Source organism: Litorimonas cladophorae, from assembly GCF_014652455.1.
Taxonomy (GTDB): domain Bacteria; phylum Pseudomonadota; class Alphaproteobacteria; order Caulobacterales; family Maricaulaceae; genus Litorimonas; species Litorimonas cladophorae.
The window spans coordinates 394954-415225 of the sequence record NZ_BMYV01000002.1; the positions used below are offsets into that span (position 1 = coordinate 394954).

19 protein-coding genes are annotated in these 20272 nt (G+C 52.4%); 11 read left to right on the forward strand and 8 right to left on the reverse strand.

Annotated features, from left to right (window positions below):
* The first annotated feature begins 142 nt into the window (after positions 1 to 142).
* Entirely contained in the window at positions 143 to 3430 is a 3288-nt protein-coding gene (carB, locus tag IE073_RS09700; protein WP_189584932.1) for a carbamoyl-phosphate synthase large subunit, read from the forward strand.
* 55 nt (positions 3431 to 3485) lie between these two features.
* Here carB and IE073_RS09705 read toward each other — a convergent pair whose 3' ends face one another.
* The 3 genes from IE073_RS09705 to IE073_RS09715 form a co-directional block, all read right to left on the reverse strand.
* On the reverse strand, positions 3486 to 3992 hold the full coding sequence (locus IE073_RS09705; RefSeq protein ID WP_233349987.1) for a hypothetical protein: 507 nt from the start codon (positions 3990 to 3992) through the stop codon (positions 3486 to 3488).
* A gap of 83 nt (positions 3993 to 4075) precedes the next feature.
* Entirely contained in the window at positions 4076 to 4558 is a 483-nt protein-coding gene (locus IE073_RS09710) for a hypothetical protein (protein WP_189584939.1), read from the reverse strand.
* A 374-nt stretch (positions 4559 to 4932) separates the two neighbouring features.
* On the reverse strand, positions 4933 to 5247 hold the full coding sequence (locus IE073_RS09715) for a UrcA family protein (RefSeq protein WP_189584942.1): 315 nt from the start codon (positions 5245 to 5247) through the stop codon (positions 4933 to 4935).
* Positions 5248 to 5624: 377 nt separating this feature from the next.
* On the opposite strand from IE073_RS09715, the gene greA reads away from it, so the two are divergent.
* Both greA and IE073_RS09725 read left to right on the forward strand, forming a co-directional pair.
* Positions 5625 to 6098: a transcription elongation factor GreA gene (gene greA, locus IE073_RS09720; protein ID WP_189586260.1), complete on the forward strand. Its 474-nt coding sequence runs from the start codon at positions 5625 to 5627 to the stop codon at positions 6096 to 6098.
* Positions 6098 to 7072, forward strand: coding sequence for a mitochondrial fission ELM1 family protein (locus IE073_RS09725; protein ID WP_189584945.1), 975 nt, complete (start codon positions 6098 to 6100; stop codon positions 7070 to 7072). The genes greA and IE073_RS09725 overlap by 1 nt, the downstream gene beginning before the upstream one ends.
* Here IE073_RS09725 and IE073_RS09730 read toward each other — a convergent pair.
* Together IE073_RS09730 and IE073_RS09735 are read right to left on the reverse strand one after the other, a co-directional pair.
* The gene (locus IE073_RS09730; RefSeq protein WP_189584947.1) at positions 7057 to 8505 is read right to left on the reverse strand and encodes a tetratricopeptide repeat protein; all 1449 of its coding nucleotides are present in this window, start codon (positions 8503 to 8505) and stop codon (positions 7057 to 7059) included. The two genes, IE073_RS09725 and IE073_RS09730, sit on opposite strands and share 16 nt — an antisense overlap.
* A 68-nt stretch (positions 8506 to 8573) precedes the next feature.
* On the reverse strand, positions 8574 to 9455 hold the full coding sequence (locus tag IE073_RS09735; RefSeq protein ID WP_189584949.1) for a ThuA domain-containing protein: 882 nt from the start codon (positions 9453 to 9455) through the stop codon (positions 8574 to 8576).
* A 186-nt stretch (positions 9456 to 9641) separates the two neighbouring features.
* Here IE073_RS09735 and trxB point away from each other — a divergent pair, with 186 nt between their 5' ends.
* The 4 genes from trxB to IE073_RS09755 all read left to right on the forward strand — a co-directional run bounded on the left by trxB (position 9642) and on the right by IE073_RS09755 (position 14871).
* Positions 9642 to 10613 carry a thioredoxin-disulfide reductase gene (gene trxB, locus IE073_RS09740; RefSeq protein WP_189584951.1) on the forward strand — a complete coding sequence of 324 codons (972 nt, stop codon included), beginning with the start codon at positions 9642 to 9644 and terminating at the stop codon, positions 10611 to 10613.
* Positions 10614 to 11522, forward strand: coding sequence for a LysR family transcriptional regulator (locus IE073_RS09745; RefSeq protein ID WP_189584952.1), 909 nt, complete (start codon positions 10614 to 10616; stop codon positions 11520 to 11522).
* Between the two features lie 327 nt (positions 11523 to 11849).
* Entirely contained in the window at positions 11850 to 14261 is a 2412-nt protein-coding gene (locus IE073_RS09750) for a response regulator (protein ID WP_189584954.1), read from the forward strand.
* Position 14262: 1 nt separating this feature from the next.
* Positions 14263 to 14871 (forward strand): hypothetical protein, encoded by a 609-nt coding sequence (locus IE073_RS09755; RefSeq protein ID WP_189584957.1) that lies wholly within the window; start codon positions 14263 to 14265, stop codon positions 14869 to 14871.
* A gap of 488 nt (positions 14872 to 15359) precedes the next feature.
* Here IE073_RS09755 and dapD read toward each other — a convergent pair whose 3' ends face one another.
* Positions 15360 to 16205, reverse strand: coding sequence for a 2,3,4,5-tetrahydropyridine-2,6-dicarboxylate N-succinyltransferase (gene dapD / locus IE073_RS09760; protein ID WP_189584960.1), 846 nt, complete (start codon positions 16203 to 16205; stop codon positions 15360 to 15362).
* 160 nt (positions 16206 to 16365) lie between these two features.
* On the opposite strand from dapD, the gene IE073_RS09765 reads away from it, so the two are divergent.
* The gene (locus IE073_RS09765; protein ID WP_189584963.1) at positions 16366 to 16938 is read left to right on the forward strand and encodes an RNA polymerase sigma factor; all 573 of its coding nucleotides are present in this window, start codon (positions 16366 to 16368) and stop codon (positions 16936 to 16938) included.
* On the forward strand, positions 16935 to 17297 hold the full coding sequence (locus IE073_RS09770) for a DUF6768 family protein (RefSeq protein WP_189584966.1): 363 nt from the start codon (positions 16935 to 16937) through the stop codon (positions 17295 to 17297). Before IE073_RS09765 ends, IE073_RS09770 begins: the two co-directional genes overlap by 4 nt.
* Before the next feature lie 6 nt (positions 17298 to 17303).
* On the opposite strand, the gene IE073_RS09775 is transcribed toward IE073_RS09770, so the two are convergent.
* On the reverse strand, positions 17304 to 17750 hold the full coding sequence (locus IE073_RS09775; protein WP_189584969.1) for a YaiI/YqxD family protein: 447 nt from the start codon (positions 17748 to 17750) through the stop codon (positions 17304 to 17306).
* Positions 17751 to 17805: 55 nt separating this feature from the next.
* Between IE073_RS09775 and IE073_RS09780 the strand changes: the two genes are divergently transcribed.
* Entirely contained in the window at positions 17806 to 19053 is a 1248-nt protein-coding gene (locus tag IE073_RS09780; RefSeq protein WP_189584972.1) for an MFS transporter, read from the forward strand.
* On the opposite strand, the gene IE073_RS09785 is transcribed toward IE073_RS09780, so the two are convergent.
* On the reverse strand, positions 19039 to 19740 hold the full coding sequence (locus IE073_RS09785; protein WP_189584975.1) for an NAD-dependent deacylase: 702 nt from the start codon (positions 19738 to 19740) through the stop codon (positions 19039 to 19041). The genes IE073_RS09780 and IE073_RS09785 overlap by 15 nt on opposite strands.
* 9 nt (positions 19741 to 19749) lie before the next feature.
* Here IE073_RS09785 and IE073_RS09790 point away from each other — a divergent pair, with 9 nt between their 5' ends.
* Positions 19750 to 20193 carry a low molecular weight protein-tyrosine-phosphatase gene (locus tag IE073_RS09790; protein WP_189584978.1) on the forward strand — a complete coding sequence of 148 codons (444 nt, stop codon included), beginning with the start codon at positions 19750 to 19752 and terminating at the stop codon, positions 20191 to 20193.
* Positions 20194 to 20272 lie beyond the last annotated feature (79 nt).

Here is a 20272-nt window from a genome sequence, read left to right on the forward strand (position 1 = left end):
AGATAGGCGCTAAACAGCTAAAAATTGCGCAGTTTTCCACATTCCCGCAGGCAGGATGCTTGCACCTGCGCTCAGGCTTCATTATGGCGAGACAATTTGCTTTTCCGCCCGTGGTCCGCCGTCTTCGAATTGTAGAGAAAACATGCCTAAACGTACCGATATTTCGTCCATTCTCATCATCGGCGCTGGTCCGATCATCATTGGTCAGGCTTGCGAGTTTGATTATTCGGGTGTTCAGGCCTGTAAGGCGCTGCGAGACGAGGGTTACCGGGTCATCTTGGTGAACTCCAATCCTGCCACGATTATGACGGATCCTGGCATGGCAGATGCGACTTATGTCGAGCCGATCACCCCTGAAATCGTTGAGAAAATTATCGCAATCGAGCGGCCAGACGCGTTGCTGCCGACGATGGGCGGGCAGACAGCCCTGAATACCGCATTGTCGCTCGAGCAAATGGGCGTGTTGGAAAAATATAACGTTGAGATGATTGGGGCCAAGGCCGACGTCATCGACAAGGCCGAATCGCGTGAACGATTTGCCGAAGCTATGACAAAGATCGGTCTGGAAAATCCACGCGCCAGCATGATTTCTGCGCCAATGGGCCCAGACGGAAAGCCAAATATCGCCGAGGGTGTCGCTGAAGCTGTGCGCAAGCTACATGAAACAGGCTTGCCCGCAATTATCCGACCCGCTTTCACTATGGGCGGCACAGGCGGCGGCGTGGCTTACAACCAAGAAGAGTTCGAGGAGATTGTACGTTCGGGCCTTGTCGCGTCGCCAACAAATGAAGTTCTCGTCGATGAAAGCCTAATCGGTTGGAAAGAATATGAAATGGAAGTTGTCCGTGACAAAGCGGATAACTGCATCATCATTTGCGCGATTGAAAACATCGACCCCATGGGTGTCCACACAGGCGACTCTATCACGGTCGCGCCCGCCCTGACGCTGACGGATAAAGAATATCAAATCATGCGTGATGCCTCCATCGCGGTTTTGCGCGAAATCGGCGTGGAGACAGGCGGATCAAACGTACAATTTGGTGTAAATCCGAAAGATGGCCGCATGGTCGTTATTGAGATGAACCCGCGCGTGTCGCGATCGTCTGCGCTGGCGTCCAAAGCTACAGGTTTCCCGATTGCCAAAATCGCGGCGAAACTGGCTGTCGGTTATACGCTGGATGAACTCGACAATGATATCACGGGCGCGACCCCTGCGGCGTTCGAGCCGACGATTGATTACGTCGTCACAAAAATTCCGCGTTTCGCGTTTGAGAAATTCCCAGGCAGCGAAGCCATTCTGACGACAGCCATGCGCTCTGTGGGTGAAGCCATGGCGATTGGTCGTACCTTTGCCGAGAGTTTGCAAAAAGCACTACGGTCACTGGAAACGGATTTGGTCGGTCTTGACCCGATTGATATGGGGATCGACGACCCTGAAGAGCTGAACGCGGCGCTGAAATCGCGCCTGACGATTCAAGCCCCTGACCGCATCTTGGTGATCGCCCAAGCCTTCCGCGCGGGCTTCACCGTAGAGAAAGTCCAGACTTATACGAAATTTGATCCATGGTTCCTGCGCCAGATTGAAGCCATTGTGAAAGCCGAAAACTGGTTGGCCGAAATGGGCCTCCCCAAAGACACCGCAACATGGCGCGCGATTAAGGCGGAAGGCTTTTCCGACGTCCGGATAGGTCAACTTACAGGGAAATCTGAGCAAGCGGTTCGCAAAGCTCGTCACAAAGCGGGCGTCCGTCCCGTCTATAAGCGTGTTGATACCTGCGCGGCCGAATTTGCGGCCAAGACGCCCTATATGTATTCCACATATGAGCAGCCAAGTTTCAACGGCGAAGTCGTCAATGAGGCCCGTGTCACAGACCGCAAAAAAGTCGTCATCTTGGGTGGTGGTCCGAACCGTATCGGCCAAGGCATCGAATTTGATTATTGCTGCTGTCACGCCGCTTACGCCATGGCGGAACTCGATATTGAATCCATCATGGTCAATTGTAACCCCGAGACAGTGTCGACGGATTATGACACATCCGACCGTCTCTATTTTGAGCCGCTCACCGAAGAAGATGTTTTGGAATTGATCCAAGGCGAAATGGCCTCAGGTGAGCTTCTGGGCGTGATCGTACAATTTGGTGGGCAGACACCACTGAAATTGGCCGAAGCGTTAGAGGCCAATGGCATTCCATTGCTGGGGACAAAACGCGACGCGCTGGACCGCGCCGAAGATCGTGAGCGTTTCAAGGCGCTTGTCGAAATGCTCGGTCTAAAGCAGCCCAATAACGGCATCGCGCGCAACGCTAAGGAAGCGCAAGAGGCCGCAGATATTGTGGGCTACCCGCTTGTCCTTCGCCCCTCCAACGTCTTGGGTGGACGCGGTATGGAGATCGTTAATTCTGACGCCGAATTAAATCGCTACATTAAAGAAGCCGTCAAGGTTTCGGGCAAGTCGCCGCTGCTGATCGATCAATATTTGCGCGACGCCGTTGAAGTTGATGTCGATGTTATATGTGATGGTGAAGAGGTTTTCGTCGCGGGCATTATGGAACATATCGAAGAAGCGGGCGTCCATTCGGGCGACTCGGCTTGCTCGCTCCCGCCTTATACGTTGTCTGATGAGATCGTCGCAGAACTGGGCCGTCAAGCCACAGTCCTCGCGCTCGAGCTTGGCGTCGTTGGGTTTATGAACACGCAATTCGCGGTCAAAGATAATGTGGTTTACCTCATCGAAGTGAACCCACGCGCCTCGCGGACCGTGCCATTTGTGGCCAAAGCCATTGGCTTGCCCGTTGCCAATATCGCCGCCAAAGTCATGGCGGGCATGAAGCTCTCCGAATTTGATCTGAACCTGCGCCCGCAGAAATATATCGCGGTCAAAGAAGCCGTCTTCCCCTTCGCCCGTTTCCCGGGTGTGGACACCGTGTTGGGGCCTGAGATGCGCTCGACAGGCGAAGTCATGGGACTGGCGGCTAATTTCGGCATGGCCTTCGCCAAGAGCCAACTCGGTGGTGGCGTGACATTGCCGTCCTCAGGCAAGGTTTTCATCTCTGTGCGCGAAGATCACAAACCCGCTATGGTGCAAATGGCAAAAGACTTGATTTCGCTTGGCTTCACAATCATCGCGACGGGCGGGACGACGAAACATTTGCGCGAACATGGCGTCGAGGTTGAATATGTCCGCAAGGTCCACGAGGGCCGTCCGCACATTGTCGATCAAATGAAAAATGGAGAGATCGCGCTCGTCTTTAACACGACCAGTGGCAAACAAGCGTTAGACGATAGTAAGTCGCTGCGCCGTACAGCTCTCACGCAGAAAATCCCATATTTCACAACCGCCGCCGCCGCCAAAGCCACCGTCGAAGCGATTAAGGCGTTGGCGAAAGGGGATTATGAGGTGGAGAGCCTGCAGAGCATTGCGGCGGGGTAGGCTTGCTTCCAACAAGGTCAAATTAACTTCATGAATTCAAAATAGAGAGCTTTGATTAGTGAATTTGGCCGGTTGTGGCATTAATCCTCAAGGTGAGAAGCGTCGATCCGCTGCGCGTTCGGCTTGCGCTGTACCCCATTAGAAAAATTTTAAAGTCATCTTCTATACAGGTGGTTTGCACATCAATTGTTGTGAAGTCATCAAAGTCTGTTGATCTGCCCTCTCCTTGGAAAATATCAATTTTCTCACCGTTGAGCGTTGCTGAAAAATCGAAAACTCGAAGTGTGTCCTGATCACTGTCCTCAACTCGTCGCGTTACGATAATCATCGCTGTGTTAGACTGGCAAAAAAGTTGATGCTTTGTTTCACTGACTTGAGAAGAAAAGTATTTTGTATCTGGGCCAGTAGAGATCACAATTTCTCCGGCTTGATTTCTCTCGACGACACCCAAATACTTTCCATCAGGGTCTAACACGTTTTGAGCTGTTGCCGCGGTGAAAGACGCTAAGGTGGCTGCGATGAGCAATCCTATTATTGCAGAATGTTTCACAAACATGTTCATATCGGATATCTCATCAACCGTCTCTTTTTGTATCTAATTCCAAATTCTAATCAGTCTGGCGAATTCGGAAAATTGAACGACTATTATTTCACTAATTTAAATCCTGTTTGATCAAAATTTGTAAACACGCGGCCGTCTCTATCAATTTGGATATGGGCGTTATGACTTACGCCTTGTGTTGAGTGGAGAATAAGTCCTACTCCGCCGTCTCCAGATAAGCACCCCAACTCCATGTTTTTCAGTGCATGGCTCTCGTCTAGTAAGTGATTTAATTCATCTGAGAGCTGAAAGGCTCGTGTATTTGCACCGTCAGAAACGATAATTCTGGCGAAAAGTTCTGTGCCTCGTCCATGCAAGAGTTGGGCTATCATACGAACGCTTATGCCTTTGCAATCGGCGGACCGCCTCTGCATCGATGAAGGCCGCTCCACAGCGTAATACCGACCGTCCTCACCGCGCTTAACAGAGACGCCATTCGCGGAGCTAAGCTGTGGCAAGGCCATCAGCATGCCCAAGGTTAGCATTGCGGCGGCTTTTGATGGCTTTAACTTGGGCATTTTAGCCATTCTCCGTAAGTCTATAAATTTTTATCTTCTAGCGCGATGATACGACCATGGTTTACCTGTGCTGATCGCGTCAATCGAGTCAAACCCCTCACCCGACGATCGTCGGGTCTGGCGTGACTGCGGCGGATTGGCTTGGCCGTATCGCGACCTTGACACTCTGCCTGAAAATCCCGTAACCTATTCATGTCTTTAGATTTTCGTCTCCTTTCGATTGACAAAGACGTATGGCGGCGGGGTGGCACTCCTGCCGCCTTTTTCTTTTGAAAAATACGACAGCTCCTCGTCTGGACGGTTTTCGCCGTCGGGCACTTCCCTCCCAAAAAAAAAGGCCCTCCCGTGGGAGGACCTCGCGGTCAGTTTACTGTGGCGCAGGATTAGCTCGTCATGCGCACGTGGTAGGAGGTCAATGAGTCCTCATCGGCGTTGACGATGAAATCGTCGAGCAAGTCGCTCATGCAATCGCGGGCAAATTTGCGCGCGGCGATATCGCGCGTGTGTCCAGCGTCGCAAGCGCTCTCGGCCTTGCTGGCGAGCGTGTTATAAACTTTTTCGACGCCCCAATCTGTTTCGAGGTAGCGCGTATCGATGGTAACGGTGACATCATCAGATGTGGACGCAAACGCAGCCGGCGCCAGTGTTGTGCCCAAGGCAGCCAAAGCAATCGCGGTTGTTTTAAATAAAGTTTTCATGTCAGTTCTCCTTTGTTCCGCCTGCATCTCCCAATGAAATACTTGGGCGGGTAATCTCCACTTTCGGTCCGGTTGGCACGCCGGGATCCGAAAGTGGTATAAGGCGTTCGGAAGGGGTTATTCGTCTGCCTTATTGTTATTCGATAATATATTTGAACGTCGTTGTCCAGAAAATATTATCGAAAAACGATAATTTGTGTTTTGGAAACACCTGCATATATAAAGTCATCAGAGGTAACAGGAGGGTGACACCTTTGTGAGGATTTGGTTAGACAAGGTCCTTCACTCGCCTTTCGGCGTGATTTTCAGCTTGACGACCCGATTTTTGCGCCTATCTGCTTGCGGCTTATAAATTTTACGACGAGATCGTTTCCATGATGCAAAAATTTCCGATGACAGTCCACGGCCACGCCGCGCTGGAAGCTGAGCTCAAACACCTCAAATCTGTTGAGCGTCCAGAGATCATCAATGCCATTTCGGTTGCGCGCGATCATGGCGATCTAAAAGAGAACGCAGAATATCACGCAGCAAAGGAAAAGCAGGGCTTCATCGAAGGCCGGATCCAAGAACTGGAAAGCAAGCTTTCCCTAGCGCAGGTCATCGACCCGTCTTCCATGTCAGGTGAAGTCGTCCGCTTTGGCGCAACGGTAAAAATCGTGAATGAAGATACGGATGTCGAAAGCACCTATCAAATCGTGGGTGAAGACGAAGCCAATGTGAAAGATGGCAAAATCTCGATCACATCGCCGATCGCGCGCGCGATGATCACGAAAGAAGTCGGTGACGGATTTGAAGTCGTCGCGCCGGGTGGGTCTAAGCTCTATGAAATCCTAGAGGTCTTCTACAAATAATGACCGAGGCGGCGGCAGCTCAGCCGCTGCGTTGCCTCGTCCTGTCTGACGGGCGTCGCGGAATAGAGAACCAAGCACTCGGCTTGGCTGAGGCTTGCAGTCGCATTTCCGAATTGCAGATATGTACGCAGGTCATTGCCCATTCCAAAGCCATTGCGGCGCTTCCGCCCAAAGGACAGCTTCGGCTGGCGACCTTTGATCTGCCTGAATGCGACATCGCGATTGGTTGCGGACGGCAAGCGATTGCCGCGCTCCTCCATCTTAAACGTTCGCGCCCCGATGTATTTACGGTCTATGTTCAAGACCCCCGGCGCGCACCTACAGATTTTGATCTTGTCATCGCGCCAGAGCATGACAGCGTGAGCGGTGAGAACGTCATCGAAATGATTGGGTCGCCAAATCGTGTCACAGATACGAAGATTATTGGTGAAACTTTGAACTTTGCCCAAGGCCTCTCAAAGCTCCCTGCGCCGCGCGCCGCGTTCCTTATCGGGGGTACGTCCAATACACATAAGTTGGATCAAGAGGCCCATGCCGCGCATCTGATCGCAGCTCAGGGCCTGCTCAAGGCCGGACATTCGCTGCTAATTACGACCTCTCGCCGGACGCCTGAGTTTGCAGCTTTGGCGTGGCGACGGTTAGCCTCAGATCATGACAATATTTGGCTGCATGATGGCGAAGGCCCTAACCCCTATTTTGCTTTTCTCGGTGGGGCAGAGCTCATCCTCGTAACTGAAGATAGTACGAATATGCTGACAGAAGCCTGCGCGACGGGAAAACCCGTGTTTCGCCTACCGATGTCAGGTAAGGCCGGCAAATTTCAAAGACTCTACGACGCGTTAGAAGTGCGATGCGGTGTTGGACGCTACGCGGGACAGGTCGAGGGTCCAGACTACGAGCCGCTCGACGAAACCGCACGGGTTGCCGAATTGTTAAGTGATCAAGTTAAGGCGTCTGATCACGGCAACGCCTGACCTAAACTGGCCCCATGTTTAATGATGGCGGGAATGGCATCAATCGACCCGAAGTAAGTGATATATCCGTCAATCACATCCATTTCTTCAATGACGCGCGGATGTTCCGAATGGGCGACCTTTTTTAAGATAAGCTGAGCTTTACGGATGTCACGGTCCACGCCGCTGGCGGCACGGTAGTGTCGTGCGAGTAGGAAACTGGCGTAGGGATCTCCAGCTTTGGCGGGTATCTCTAAGGCTGCGATATAAGGGGCCACTTCTTTAATATAACCCGTATCCATATAGCCATAGCCAAGGATATCTTGAGAATGTTGGTCGCCATGCATTGCGGCCCGAGCACGCCAGTGCGCCTTCTCATTATTCGGATTTGCTACGCCCTCAGTTTCGTAATGGCGGGCTAGACCAACCATAGCGTGGACGTCTCCTGAGCGCGCATGGATTTCCAGGTATTTTATCCCTGACTGACGATCCTGTAGGCTCGTTGGGTCAGAGAGGAGACTAAATCCCGCCATCTTCTGTGCATAGGGGTTCCCAAGTTCGGCCGCTCTTGCGAAGAGTTCGGAAGCCTTACCGTCATCTTTTTCGACGCCTAAACCTGCCTTATACATATAACCAAGTTCCCCAAGTGAAGCGGGGTGCAGGAAGGCTGACATACGTTGGATCATCTCAGCGTATCGCTCGAGATCTTTTTCGAAATACCGCCCCGTCTTATATTCGATGGCCAAAGTGTAGCCCGCGTCGAAATCATTCAGGCTATAAGCCTTTTCGAGATTGCGTTTTCCACGCGGGACGTTGCGGTATCGCGGGCGCCCCCTGAAATCAAACTCTGCCAGACCGTGCATGGCATTCGTGTTGCCGTGTTTAATGGCCTGTTGGAGATGGTACCGCATCAATTGGGGTGAGGCTTTCGGATGATCTAAGCCATATAAGGATTGAAGGCCCCGATGGGCGCGCGCAGGATCCGTTTTGATTAAGGCTTGGAATTTTTTATGGGCACCTTTCCAGTCCATATTATCGGGGTTGGCGCGAAGGTCCCGGTAAATCAGATTGGCTTTGGCTGCTGAAAAGCCTTTCTTAGCTGAGGTTTCACAAATCTCGTATCCCCGGTCCTCATCTTCTTCAATACCTATCCCAGCGATCAGTAAATAACAGGACATCAATTCGGCTTCGTCGTCGCCCTTAGCCGCTTCTGCGAATACGCGCTGCGCGCCCATGCCATTTGGTTGGTTGTATATATAGCTTTGGATCAAACTATTTTGTGCTAGGCCATTATCCGCCAACAGCATCAACTCTTGAAATGTCGGAGGGCGTTCGGGAAGGGCGGCAACTGCAGTCCTATTCGGCCTAGGTGATAAGACAAGAACAGAGACGAAGGCCAAACCTGTCAGAGCAACCAAACTTATCCACCCGTATGTCTTTTTTGAATTTGTCATAGTTCCCTCGCCACCTGAGATAGCAAGGGGGAGTTAAAAAACCCAATTTGAGTGTAGTTAATTAGGTTTTAAGGGCAACCCGCGTCGCTTTCTGCCCGCACCCATGCCATCGCGTTGCGCAGGATGTTTTTATGAGCTTCGGAATCATAGGCGTCGGCTTTGTGACCCAGGGCAGAATAAACAATCTTGCCATTTCCAGGGCATTTCGCCCAAATGATAGGGTGATCTGTGGGCTCTGGCCCCATGCGTAAATCTTCGACTCCGTAAACCTTATTCAGCGGCGAATAGGTGCTCTCGTCTAAACCTGCGAGCACGACGACGTCTCCACCAACTGGGCCAGTGAATGAATACCATTCGTCATTATGGGCGAACTTTGCGCCGATGCCATCCATGACGGGATGATCCGTCGCTAAGGTGACCACATCTGCTGTCTGAAATTGTGGGTCGGCGGGGTGGCTCACGAACTCTGTTCCAAATTGGGTTTCCCACCACGGCCAGCTTTCGGCCAAGCTGCTATCGCCAGCGGCGTGCTGCGCGATTAAGCCGCCGCCCGCTTCGACGAAGCGTTGGAGGGCTTTTTGTTGATCTCCATTCAACACATTGCCGGTCGCGGAATTCAAAACAATGACGTCAAATTTCGTAAGGTTCTCGTCCGAAAAGATACGCGCGTCTTCGGATATAAAAATGCCTGATCCGTTTTCATCGGACTCACGCGACCAGAATGCCTGTGCGCCTGCGATCCCGCTGTCATGTCGCCAGTCCAGGGTGGCTGAATATACCAGCGTCGCGCCTTCGGGCATATAATCGTAACTTCGCGGCCACACAAATTTCGAAGAAAGGTCTACGGTTGTGACCTCTGGCGCGGGTGGTGGGGCTGTCTCTTCGGGCGCAGCGCAGGCCACGAGAGCGGTGAGCGGAAGGGCGAGAAAGGCAGGTATAAGGTGTTTCATAGCCTCGTGTTGCCAGACCTTAGCAGGAGCCTCAATCATTTCTGTCCAAAAAACGGTCAGCCTGCCCCAAGATTATCGACTTTGCCGAAAACCAAGCCTGCCCACAGGCACCGTGCCGAGTCTGGTTGCGGATGTAGATAGCAATGTCTACATTGGGCAGGATAATTTTTTAAAGAGCGAAACCGCATGACCGAGACTATTCATCACCGCGTCCTAATCATTGGATCTGGACCTGCGGGTTATACGGCGGCCGTCTATGCAGCGCGCGCCATGCTGGAGCCAGGTATTGTGGCGGGCATGCAACCCGGCGGACAGCTGACAATCACGACGGATGTTGAAAATTATCCCGGTTTCCCGTCCATTATGGGCCCAGAGCTTATGGAGCATTTTAAAGAGCATGCGTTGAAATTCGGTACAGCTTTTCATGAAGACATGATCACCGACGTCGATTTTTCCGAGCGTCCGTTCAAGCTTAGCGGTGAGAGCGGAAAAAAATATACAGCCGATGCCGTGATTATTGCGACAGGCGCACAAGCCAAATGGTTAGGATTGCCGTCGGAAGATAAGTTCCAAGGCTTTGGCGTATCCGCCTGCGCGACTTGCGACGGTTTTTTCTACCGCGAGAAGGAAGTCGTTGTTGTCGGCGGCGGCAATACAGCGGTCGAGGAAGCCTTATTCCTGACCAATTTCGCGTCGCGTGTGACGCTTGTCCATCGTCGTGACACCTTGCGGGCAGAGAAGATTTTGCAGCAACGCCTATTTGATCATCCAAAGGTCGAAATCCTCTGGGATACGACGCTGGAAGAAATTCTCGGTGATGATCAGCCTCTGGGCGTGACGGGCGTACGTCTGAAAAACGCAAAGACGGGCGAAGTGTATGATCGCGAAACCCATGGTGTTTTCATCGCGATCGGGCACAAGCCCTCGACAGATATCTTCAAAGGTCATGTCGTGATGAATGAAGGCGGTTATATCACAACGGCCCCTGACAGTACGGCGACCAATATTCCCGGCGTATTCGCAGCAGGCGACGTTTCCGATGAGGAGTGGCGTCAGGCGGTCACAGCCGCAGGTCTTGGTTGTATGGGCGCGTTAGAAGCCGAACGTTATTTGGCAGAAGTCGACGCGGCGGAGAAACTCGCCGAGGCCGCCGAATAAATGCCGCATTCCCTCGATTGGGATAAGTTGAAGACTTTTCATGCTGCAGCGATGACAGGATCTCTGACCGCCGCTGCGGATAAGCTCAAAATCTCTCAGTCGGCGGTCTCGAGGCAGATCACGGCTCTCGAAGAATTTCTCAATATGCCGTTGTTTCATCGGCATGCGCGCGGTCTTACCCTGACAGAGCAGGGGCAAATTCTATATAAGACCGCAGATGATGTCGCAGTTCGTATCGCGCGGGTCCAAAGTCGCGTCATCGACAGCCGGCAAAAACCTCAAGGCGTCTTGCGCGTATCATCGCCGATATCGCTAGGGTCAAATTGGCTGCCGTCAGTCCTGCCAGAGTTCCTCAAAGCCTATCCTGACATTGATGTGCAATTGATTTTGGAAGATGCGGAGCATGACCTTTCAGCGTTCGATGTCGATTGTGCTCTACGGCCGTGGCCCTCGACGCAAGGTGATTTGATTGAGCGAAAATTGGGCCAAATCACGCAGTCGCTTTATGCTAGTCATCAATATTTGTCTGATCATGGGGCGCCGACGTCTGCGCGAGATTTGGACAATCACCGAATTGTCGCCTTTGGAGAATTGATCCCCAAAAACCTCAATAGTGCAAACTGGGTATTGAACGTTGGACATGAACCGGGCGAGGCCCCGCGGAAACCTGCATTGGTTGTCAATAATTTGCACGGCATTATGCGCGCGGCAGAGGCAGGAATCGGCATTGTCGGTATTCCAGACTATATGACGGTTCTGTCAAAACGACTCGTGCGGATACTGCCAAGCGTCCGTGGTGAAGAATTTGATCTATATTTTGTCTATCCGACGGAGTTGCGGGGCTCGGTTCGCGCAAAAGTCTTCCGCGAATTTTTAACCGAAATGACTCGAAACTGGCCGAACGGCTAGATTTACGGCCGTTCCTGACGCGAATGTGAACGAAGATAGTGAGATAGGGCAAATTCCTATGCGTTTTCGCATAGCTCACTTGCGCGGGCGCGGGTTCCGAACGTGACGGGTTATTCCTATATAGAGCTCACGAACACGGCAACGTCCTCCCCTTTTGTTGCCGCGCTTCATACCGCATTCACTCTCCCCGATTGGATTGCGAAGACTTTCACGGCCCCTGTCTTTTAGACAGTGGGCCGTTTTTTTTGTGTTTTATTAACCTTGAGGGGCCAAGACTTTCGCCAAGCAGCGACGGCTGCACCGCGGTGTGTCAAAGGTTTTCGTAGAATGTCGGATCAGTCCATTAATCAAAGTGATGATCCGGGCTTGAAAGACACCGAATACCTGAAAATTCTAGCCGAAAATCTTGAGTCAGGCGTCAGTATTCTTGACGCGGACATGAACTATTTGCTCATTTCCAAAGCCGTGTATCGACACCTTGGTATAACGGAAGAAGAGCTGAAGCCCGGCGACCCGCTCTCACAATGCCATGACCTTATGCTGCAAAACGGCTTATTCACGCCTGAAATGCTAGACCAGCAAAATCTGTCGCCGGACGAACAGATCCGACGAAACGCCGCGGGCATTTCTGAAACTGCGCGCCTGGTTACATTGGGGAATGGAACGACACATCGGTTTCTCAGGAAAAACCTGCCTTGTGGTCGGGTGATTTCAATTGCGGATGATGTCTCCGAACTCGTCGAAAAAGAGGTTCTATTGGATAAGGCCCTAGCCTTAGGTCACGCGGGCTATTGGTCTTTTGACATTTCGACGAAGACCTACACGCTAAGCAACTCTTTGCAGCAGTTTTTCGGCTCTAAAGTTGTGAAACAGATCGAAACTCACGGAATAATGAGCATTCTTCAACCTGATGCGCGGCGGTCTTTTAAAGCGGCCTTGGCAAACGCGCCGAAAACCGGAAACCGTTTCGAAAGTACGGATAATATTAAAACGCAGTCTGGCGAAGACAGTTGGTTTACCACATCCGGAGAAATCATTCGGGATGTTGACGGTAAAGCCATTCGTATCCAAGCGTTTGTAAAAAATGTGACGCGTGAACGGCGTCAAGCCGCAGAGCTGGAGCAGGCTAAGGATGAAGCAATAGCGGCGTCTCGGGCGAAATCGGAATTTCTCGCAAATATGAGCCATGAAATACGAACCCCGATGAACGGGATTTTGGGTATGGCAGAGCTGTTGGAGAATTCTGAAATCAGCGATCGCCAGCGTGATTTTGTGTCGGTGATCAATAATTCTGCCTCGGCACTTTTAACGATCATCAACGACATTCTCGATTTCTCAAAGATCGAAGCAGGCGCGTTTGAAATTGATCCGATGCCTTTTAATTTTAAATCGTCTCTGAATGATGTGACGTCGCTTCTTCGAGCCAATGCGCAGAGCAAAGGGCTTGAGCTGATCATTAACTATCCGTCTGACCTACCAAAGGGTTTCATTGGCGATGCAGGTCGTTTGCGTCAGGTCATTACAAACCTTTTGGGGAACGCCGTTAAATTTACTGAAACCGGACATATCACCATCAATGTGGATGTGCAGACCGTTCGTGACATGGCGGTGTGCACCGTTGAGGTGACCGACACAGGTATCGGTATATCGCCTGAAAAAATGAGCCGTATTTTCGATAAATTCACTCAAGCCGATGGATCTACGACGCGTGTCTATGGCGGCACAGGCCTAGGCCTGACCATTTCAAAATATATCATTGAAATGATGGGTGGCCGCATGAGCGTGCGATCAACTTTAGGCGAGGGGTCAACCTTCGGCTTTCGGGTGCCGCTCCCCATTGATGCAGCGGCCAAGGAAGAATCTTTTGACCGAAGCTTGGTTGAAGGTAAACGCGTACTGATCGTTGATGATATTGAGGTCAATCGCAACCTCTTTACGGAGCAACTTGGAGCTTGGGGCCTACGCACGGACGTCGCTATTGATGGTGTGGATGCGCTAGCCAAGATTAAGGTGGCACAAGAATCTGCAAAACCGTATGACCTAATTCTTCTGGATTTTTTGATGCCTGGCATTAATGGGCAGGAGTTTGCTCAGTTGATCAGTCAGACACCTTCACTCAAAGCTCCGCAAATAATTATGCTGTCCTCTTGCGATCAACCCGTGAGCATGACGGCCTTGGCAGACATTGGTATTGATAGCTATCTCATCAAACCTGTGCGTGAACGCCGTCTCTTTGATACAATTGTGCGGGTCCTCTCAAACCCTATGACGCCAAAAGTGTTAGCCCCTCAAGAAACTACCGCGGCGGCGCAGGAGGTCCAACGTTCGCAAAAACAGGAAATTCTCGTCGCTGAGGATTTCACGCTGAACCAAGAAGTCGTCAAACTCATGCTGGCCGATACCGCTTTCAAACCTATCTTTGCCAATAATGGTCAGGAGGCGATTGAGATGTTTACCGCTGACCCAGAACGTTTTCCACTGATCATCATGGACGTATCTATGCCGGTGGTGGATGGCTTCCAAGCGACACGCCGAATTCGCAGCTTTGAGCGCGAAAATGGCTTGTCCCCGACGCCTGTTGTCGCCTTGACGGGACATGCCTTGAAAGATGACCGGGAAAATTGTTTAGACGCGGGTATGGATGACTATTTGACGAAGCCTGTCAAACAAGCCGCCCTACTCGAAAAGCTGGAGTCCTATTCCGGACGCGCCATCACCATTCGTCGATCGGTATCATGAAATGAACTTTTTCTCGTCTTCTCTTCAAGCCCCGATAAAGTTTCGGGTTATCAAAACACTGGGTTTCGCGCTCGGTGTTCTGTCTTTGACAGCCTGCGCAGAAACCCAAGTCGAAACACCGCTGTCGGCGTTCCATCACAGCATTCAATCCCTGTGCGGGCAGAGCTTCCAAGGTAAAGTGATCAGTCAAGACGCGGTGGACGAAGACTGGCGACGAGAGGTTTTGACCCTCGGCCCGATTACGTGTTTGTCAGAGAATAAGACCTCTATGGCGCTGGATGTCGGCGCAGACAAAAGCCGCGTCTGGTCTCTGGAAATGATGGATCAAGGCCAAGCCCTAGAATTTAAACATGCGCATACGCTCAAAGATGGATCTCCTGATCCCGTCACAAATTATGGTGGCATGGCGTCAGGCGAGAGCACCGCAACCCGCGTAGTCTTCCCGGTCGATCAAGAGTCGATTGATAATTTTCGTGAAAATGGGTTGGATGCTTCTGTGACCAATGTTTGGTCTTTTACGCTCGTCCCAGAGACGTCGCTAACTTATGAGTTGCGCCGCGAGAACCGAGAATTCATCGCTGTTTTCGACCTGACGAAGCCGTCGCCATAAAGGCAGCCGCGAACGAAAGTAGGGGCTTTGGAAGTCTTTCCCTACTTATAAGAAAACTGAACCCTTTGTTATTACGCCCTTAAATCTAAATTTAAGAGAATGATCCCCGCTCACCATTTCACCCCTATGTTTAAATAGTTCTTTCGGACACGGGACAGGTAGGAGCTCACCTGCCGTATCGAGAGACGGCGGGGTTGAGCGGCTGCGTGTGAGAGCGCGGCGTGTGCCGGACCTTTTGGGTGAGAGCCGATGCCTGGGGCCAAAGTTGCCCTAACTGGTAGGACAGACGGGCCGCTCCGTCAAAAACCGCTGCCGCAGGGTTCGTGCATCTGATTAGCAACCAGATACACGGTCATCGCGTAAAACATTTTTCTATTTTGGTCCTCCATCGCGGAGACCACCCTGCGGACTGTCCCACCTAATCAGACATCGCATAATTTGGCAGCCCCCCTGAAACAAGGTGAGGGGCTGTGAGCGATGACGCTTGGTTAGTCGCGCAACAGTTCGTTCACACCTGTCTTCGCGCGGGTCTTCGCATCCACAGTTTTTACGATAACGGCACAGGCCAGACTATGCGAACCATCTTTGCTGGGAAGCGTGCCCGGAACGACAACCGAGTAAGCTGGCACTTCGCCGAAGTGAATTTCACCCGTGGCGCGGTTATAAATTTTCGTTGATTGCGAGAGGAACACGCCCATCGCCAAGACGGCGCCTTCGCGAACAATCACGCCTTCAACGACTTCGGAGCGGGCGCCGATGAAACAATTATCTTCGATAATAGTGGGGTTGGCTTGGAGAGGTTCCAAAACACCACCGATACCGACGCCACCAGAGAGGTGAACATTTTCACCGATTTGGGCGCAGGAGCCAACTGTTGCCCATGTGTCGACCATCGTGCCCGAACCGACATGTGCACCAATATTCACATAGGACGGCATCAAGACGGCATTGGGCGCGATGTAAGATCCGCGACGCACAGTGGCGGGCGGAACAACGCGGAAGGCCGCTTTGGCAAAATCGTCTTCTGTCCAGCCTTCAAATTTGGAGGGGACTTTATCGTAAAAATGACCAGCGCCGCGCCCCACAGTCGCTGGCCCGCCTGTCATCATCGCATTCGGATGAAGACGGAAACCCAGCAGGACGGCTTTCTTGAGCCATTGATGCACAACCCAATCCCCATTCCCTGCCTTGGAGGCTACGCGAAATGTACCATCATCAAGGCCTGAGATTGCGGCCTCTACGGCGTCGCGCGCTTCACCTTTTGTGTCAGGCGATAGAGCCGCGCGGTCATCCCATGCGGCTTCGATGGCGGTTTCAAGCTGGGTCGGGGTCATATTTCTATCCTGTCAAAAGCGGGCGCAACATAGGGCGGCGGTCACGAAGGTCAACGCGTAGCTGGTCAGAGGACAAAGAATTTCTAATAAAAATTGGCGGCAAAATGAACCTTTCTCCCACTTGGTCTGACTATAAGGTGAAAACACGCGAAGGATATGTGTGAAACGCCAAGGGCCGAACATAACAAACCTGCAAAAGCGGCAAGCGGCTGCGCTGGACATTTATCACGTCAGCTTAGCGGCGCAGGGAGATGTTCAGGCCTTTGACGCGCTCTACCGACGTTGGCATCCGCGTTGGTTACGCCTAGCCCATCGTTTGACGGGTAACGCCGATGAAGCGCGCGACGTCATGCAGGATGCGTCACTGACCATCGCGCGAGATATCCATAAATTGCGTGAACCTGAACGATTTTCTGCATGGGCCTATACAATCATCCGTCGTCGGGCTGCGGACCATATAGAGCGCGCGATACGTGACCGACAAGTGATTGCCGATATGCCAGAGCCCGAGGCCAAAACAGGGCCGGAGTCCGCGTTTTCATTACGCCAAGCTTTGTTGCATTTGCCTGAAACCGAACAACTGATGTTGAGCTTATTCTATGTTGAAGGGCTGCGAGGGACAGAGATCGCAGCGGCATTAGGTATTCCACTGGGCACGGTGAAGTCCAGATTATCAACCGCGCGGCGAAAGCTGAAAGCACAATATGAAACCCAAGAAGGAGAGATCAGATGAACGACTTTGACGCAGAAATGAAAGCGATACTCAGCGAAGCCGACACTAGTTTCGATGGGGATACAATCGACGAAACGGGCTACTACAAAGCAGCTTTGGGCAGCTTGCGTGGTCAAGGCAGTGGCATGCGGGTGATGGCCTGGGGGGGTATTCTTGTCTTTGGCGTGATCTTAATTGTCTCGATCTGGCAAATGTTCGTGGCGGACACTTTGCGGATGCAAATCATTTGGGGCGTCTTTGCGATCCTCACAAATTCTGCGCAGATTGCGCTGAAACTTTGGTTCAACATGCAGCTAAATCGCCGCGCGATTTCTCAAGAAATCAGGCGCCTTCAATTGGTCGTAGCGAGCCGAAGCTAAGCCGCCCTATTTGACGAGCAACAGGTGCAAGGCCTCTAGAAAACGTGATCTGTCGCGTTGAGAAAATGGCGCGGGACCGCCCAAATTGGGTTGCTCTGCACCTGCGCGCAAATCGGCCATGATGGCGCGGATGGCGATCTGACTGCCGATGGTGTCCATTGTCATCAGCTTGCCATTCGACCCTAGGACACGCCCGCCAGATTTCAGCACGCGTTCGGCCAATAAAATATCGGAAGTGATAACGATTGAATTTTCATCGGCGGCTTCGGCGATATAATCATCAGCAGCGTCAAAACTGTCGTCGACTAATCGAAAGGTAAAGTTAGGTTCCTTAGGGACGCGAATATATTGATTGGCAACCACAGTCACGGGCACCTTATGCCGTCTTGCGACGCGATAGGTTTCATCCCGAACGGGGCAGGCATCGGCATCAATATAAACATGGTAATTCATATGCGCGTCTTAAGCTGGCACTGGTCATCGCCGCAAGAGCGGGATAGGGCAGGACATGAGTTCGCCCACCACAGATGAAGACCGTTTTGCCGCGTTTCGCCATAGCGCCTTTAAGCGTTATTTCTGGGCGCGATTCATCACATCTTCCGCGACGCAGATCGTGTCGGTCGCCGTTGGCTGGCAGCTTTGGGAGCAAACGAAAAACGCCCTTCTGCTGGGCTTGATCGGATTAGTGCAATTCTTGCCCGCCTTAACTTTGGTCTTGGTAACGGGCTTGGCTTCAGATCGTCTGGGGCGTCGCCGCGTGATGGCGACAGCCACGACATTAGAAATGTTCTGCGCAGCAACGATTTTAGGGCTAGCTGTTACGGGAAATTTTTCGCCTGTCTTGGTGCTAAGCGCACTGACCGTTTTCGGCATAGCGCGCGCTTTCTACACGCCGGCCTCGTCGTCTTTGGTCGTGAATGTCGTGCCTCAAGCGGATTTTTCCAACGCGATTGGATGGGTCACGCTGACCTGGCAATTAGCGGCAATTGTCGGGCCTGCCGCGGGCGGCTTATTATTTGGGATCTCGGGGCCTTTCGCCTATGGCGTCGCGGCCGTGATGTTTGCAATTTCTACTGTTCTGATCTTGAGCATTCCTAAGCCCAACCAAGACATGGAAACCGATCCGACAAGTTGGTCGATGATCCTTGGCGGCTTCCGCTACATTTGGAAGGAAAAAGTCGTCTTGGGCGCGATATCGCTAGATATGTTTGCGGTTCTGCTTGGCGGAGCGGTCGCACTCTTGCCGATCTATGCCAGCGACATTTTGGATGTTGGCGTTATCGGTTTGGGATTGTTGCGCGCCGCGCCCGCGGTCGGGGCTGTGCTGATGATTGGGGTGCTGATCCGTTTCCCTGTGCGGGATCACGCGGGGTTTATCTTATTGCTCAGCGTCGCTGCCTTCGGCGGTGCGACGGCTGTGTTTGGTGTCTCAACCTTGGCTTGGGTATCGATTTTGGCGCTCGCATTTGTGGGGGCTTTCGACATGATCAGCGTTTATATTCGCGAAATTCTTTTGCAGCTGTGGACACCAGATCGTGTGCGCGGGCGGGTCAATGCGGTGAACTCGATCTTCCTCGGGGCGAGCAATGAGCTGGGCGAGTTTCGTGCAGGGACAATGGCCGCGGTCTACGGAGCGGTTTTCACCGTTACCGCAGGGGGCGTGGCTGCGGTTGGGGTTGCCGCGATCTGGCGCGTGATCTTCCCAAAGATGAGCCAAACGAAGAAATTAGAAGCCCCTGATTTAGGCGAGGACTGAGGCGACCCATTCGGGAACAAGCTTTGTCGCGGGGCCATGCCGCGCCTCATCAAACACTGCGCTACCTTGTGAGGGATCAAGATTTAGTTCCAAGGTCCGCGCGCCATATGTCTTCGCCAAATGTACAAACCCCGCCGCTGGATATACCGCGCCTGATGTGCCGATCGACACGAACAGGTCGCAAGCTTGCACGGCGGCTTCCAACCGACGCATTTGATAAGGCATCTCGCCGAACCAAACGATATCGGGACGCGGGCCACCGCGTGTTTGGCAAGCGGGGCAGGGTGTTGATGGGCTCAAATCGCTGAGCTGTTGCCAGTGGTGGTCACAAGCGGAACAAAAAGCGGATAGCAACTCGCCATGCATATGGATCACATCGCTTGATCCGCCGCGTTCGTGTAGGTCATCTACGTTCTGGGTCACGAGCGTTAACTTGCCCGCAAATTCATGTTGTAAGCGTCCCAGCGCCAGATGCGCAGCATTGGGTTTGACTTTCGAAAGCGCCGCGCGGCGCAAGTTATAGAACCGGTGAACCAACTCTGGGTCCTTCGCAAAACCCTCCGGAGTCGCGACCTGCTCAATAGGGTGATTTTCCCACAGGCCGCCCGTGTCACGAAAAGTATCAATGCCGCTCTCAGCAGAAATTCCTGCACCCGTGAGGATGACAATTTGATCGGGTTCAGCCATGAGCCCCTTATGACATCTGTTCTATTCGTTTGCCTAGGCAATATCTGCCGTTCACCCACAGCGGAAGCTGTCTTTCGCGCGCGATCCGCCGGGAAAGACATTCGTATTGATAGCGCGGGTACGGGCGCCTGGCATACGGGTGAGGGCCCGGATCCGCGTAGTCGTGCCGAAGGTGAGAGCCGAGGTTACAGCTTTGCGGGGCAGACGGCACGTAAAGTGCGAGTGGAGGACTTTTATGATTTCGATTTAGTCTTGGCAATGGATGCGTCCAATCTTGTTGATCTAGAGGCTATTCGTCCAAGTGATGCGACGGCAGAGCTATCGCTGTTTTTGCCGGATAATTCGGATGTTCCTGACCCTTATTATGGTGGGCCGGATGGATTTAAGGATGTCGTCGACCTGATTGAAGCCGCCTCAGATCACTGGCTTGCCAGGTTGGGCGCTAAGAGTTGAGTTAAAAAGCGCAGTGGACACAACCCTGCCAAGGGCTTAATCCGCGCTCTAAGAATTGCGCAGCGAACGCTGTGTTTAG

Bases quoted from the DNA above. Each gene is read 5' to 3' on its own strand.
- carB (WP_189584932.1), top strand. From the start codon at position 143: ATGCCTAAACGTACCGATATTTCGTCCATTCTCATCATCGGCGCTGGT.
- IE073_RS09705 (WP_233349987.1), bottom strand. From the start codon at position 3,992: ATGAACATGTTTGTGAAACATTCTGCAATAATAGGATTGCTCATCGCA.
- IE073_RS09710 (WP_189584939.1), bottom strand. From the start codon at position 4,558: ATGGCTAAAATGCCCAAGTTAAAGCCATCAAAAGCCGCCGCAATGCTA.
- IE073_RS09715 (WP_189584942.1), bottom strand. From the start codon at position 5,247: ATGAAAACTTTATTTAAAACAACCGCGATTGCTTTGGCTGCCTTGGGC.
- greA (WP_189586260.1), top strand. From the start codon at position 5,625: ATGCAAAAATTTCCGATGACAGTCCACGGCCACGCCGCGCTGGAAGCT.
- IE073_RS09725 (WP_189584945.1), top strand. From the start codon at position 6,098: ATGACCGAGGCGGCGGCAGCTCAGCCGCTGCGTTGCCTCGTCCTGTCT.
- IE073_RS09730 (WP_189584947.1), bottom strand. From the start codon at position 8,505: ATGACAAATTCAAAAAAGACATACGGGTGGATAAGTTTGGTTGCTCTG.
- IE073_RS09735 (WP_189584949.1), bottom strand. From the start codon at position 9,455: ATGAAACACCTTATACCTGCCTTTCTCGCCCTTCCGCTCACCGCTCTC.
- trxB (WP_189584951.1), top strand. From the start codon at position 9,642: ATGACCGAGACTATTCATCACCGCGTCCTAATCATTGGATCTGGACCT.
- IE073_RS09745 (WP_189584952.1), top strand. From the start codon at position 10,614: ATGCCGCATTCCCTCGATTGGGATAAGTTGAAGACTTTTCATGCTGCA.
- IE073_RS09750 (WP_189584954.1), top strand. From the start codon at position 11,850: ATGTCGGATCAGTCCATTAATCAAAGTGATGATCCGGGCTTGAAAGAC.
- IE073_RS09755 (WP_189584957.1), top strand. From the start codon at position 14,263: ATGAACTTTTTCTCGTCTTCTCTTCAAGCCCCGATAAAGTTTCGGGTT.
- dapD (WP_189584960.1), bottom strand. From the start codon at position 16,205: ATGACCCCGACCCAGCTTGAAACCGCCATCGAAGCCGCATGGGATGAC.
- IE073_RS09770 (WP_189584966.1), top strand. From the start codon at position 16,935: ATGAACGACTTTGACGCAGAAATGAAAGCGATACTCAGCGAAGCCGAC.
- IE073_RS09775 (WP_189584969.1), bottom strand. From the start codon at position 17,750: ATGAATTACCATGTTTATATTGATGCCGATGCCTGCCCCGTTCGGGAT.
- IE073_RS09780 (WP_189584972.1), top strand. From the start codon at position 17,806: ATGAGTTCGCCCACCACAGATGAAGACCGTTTTGCCGCGTTTCGCCAT.
- IE073_RS09785 (WP_189584975.1), bottom strand. From the start codon at position 19,740: ATGGCTGAACCCGATCAAATTGTCATCCTCACGGGTGCAGGAATTTCT.
- IE073_RS09790 (WP_189584978.1), top strand. From the start codon at position 19,750: ATGACATCTGTTCTATTCGTTTGCCTAGGCAATATCTGCCGTTCACCC.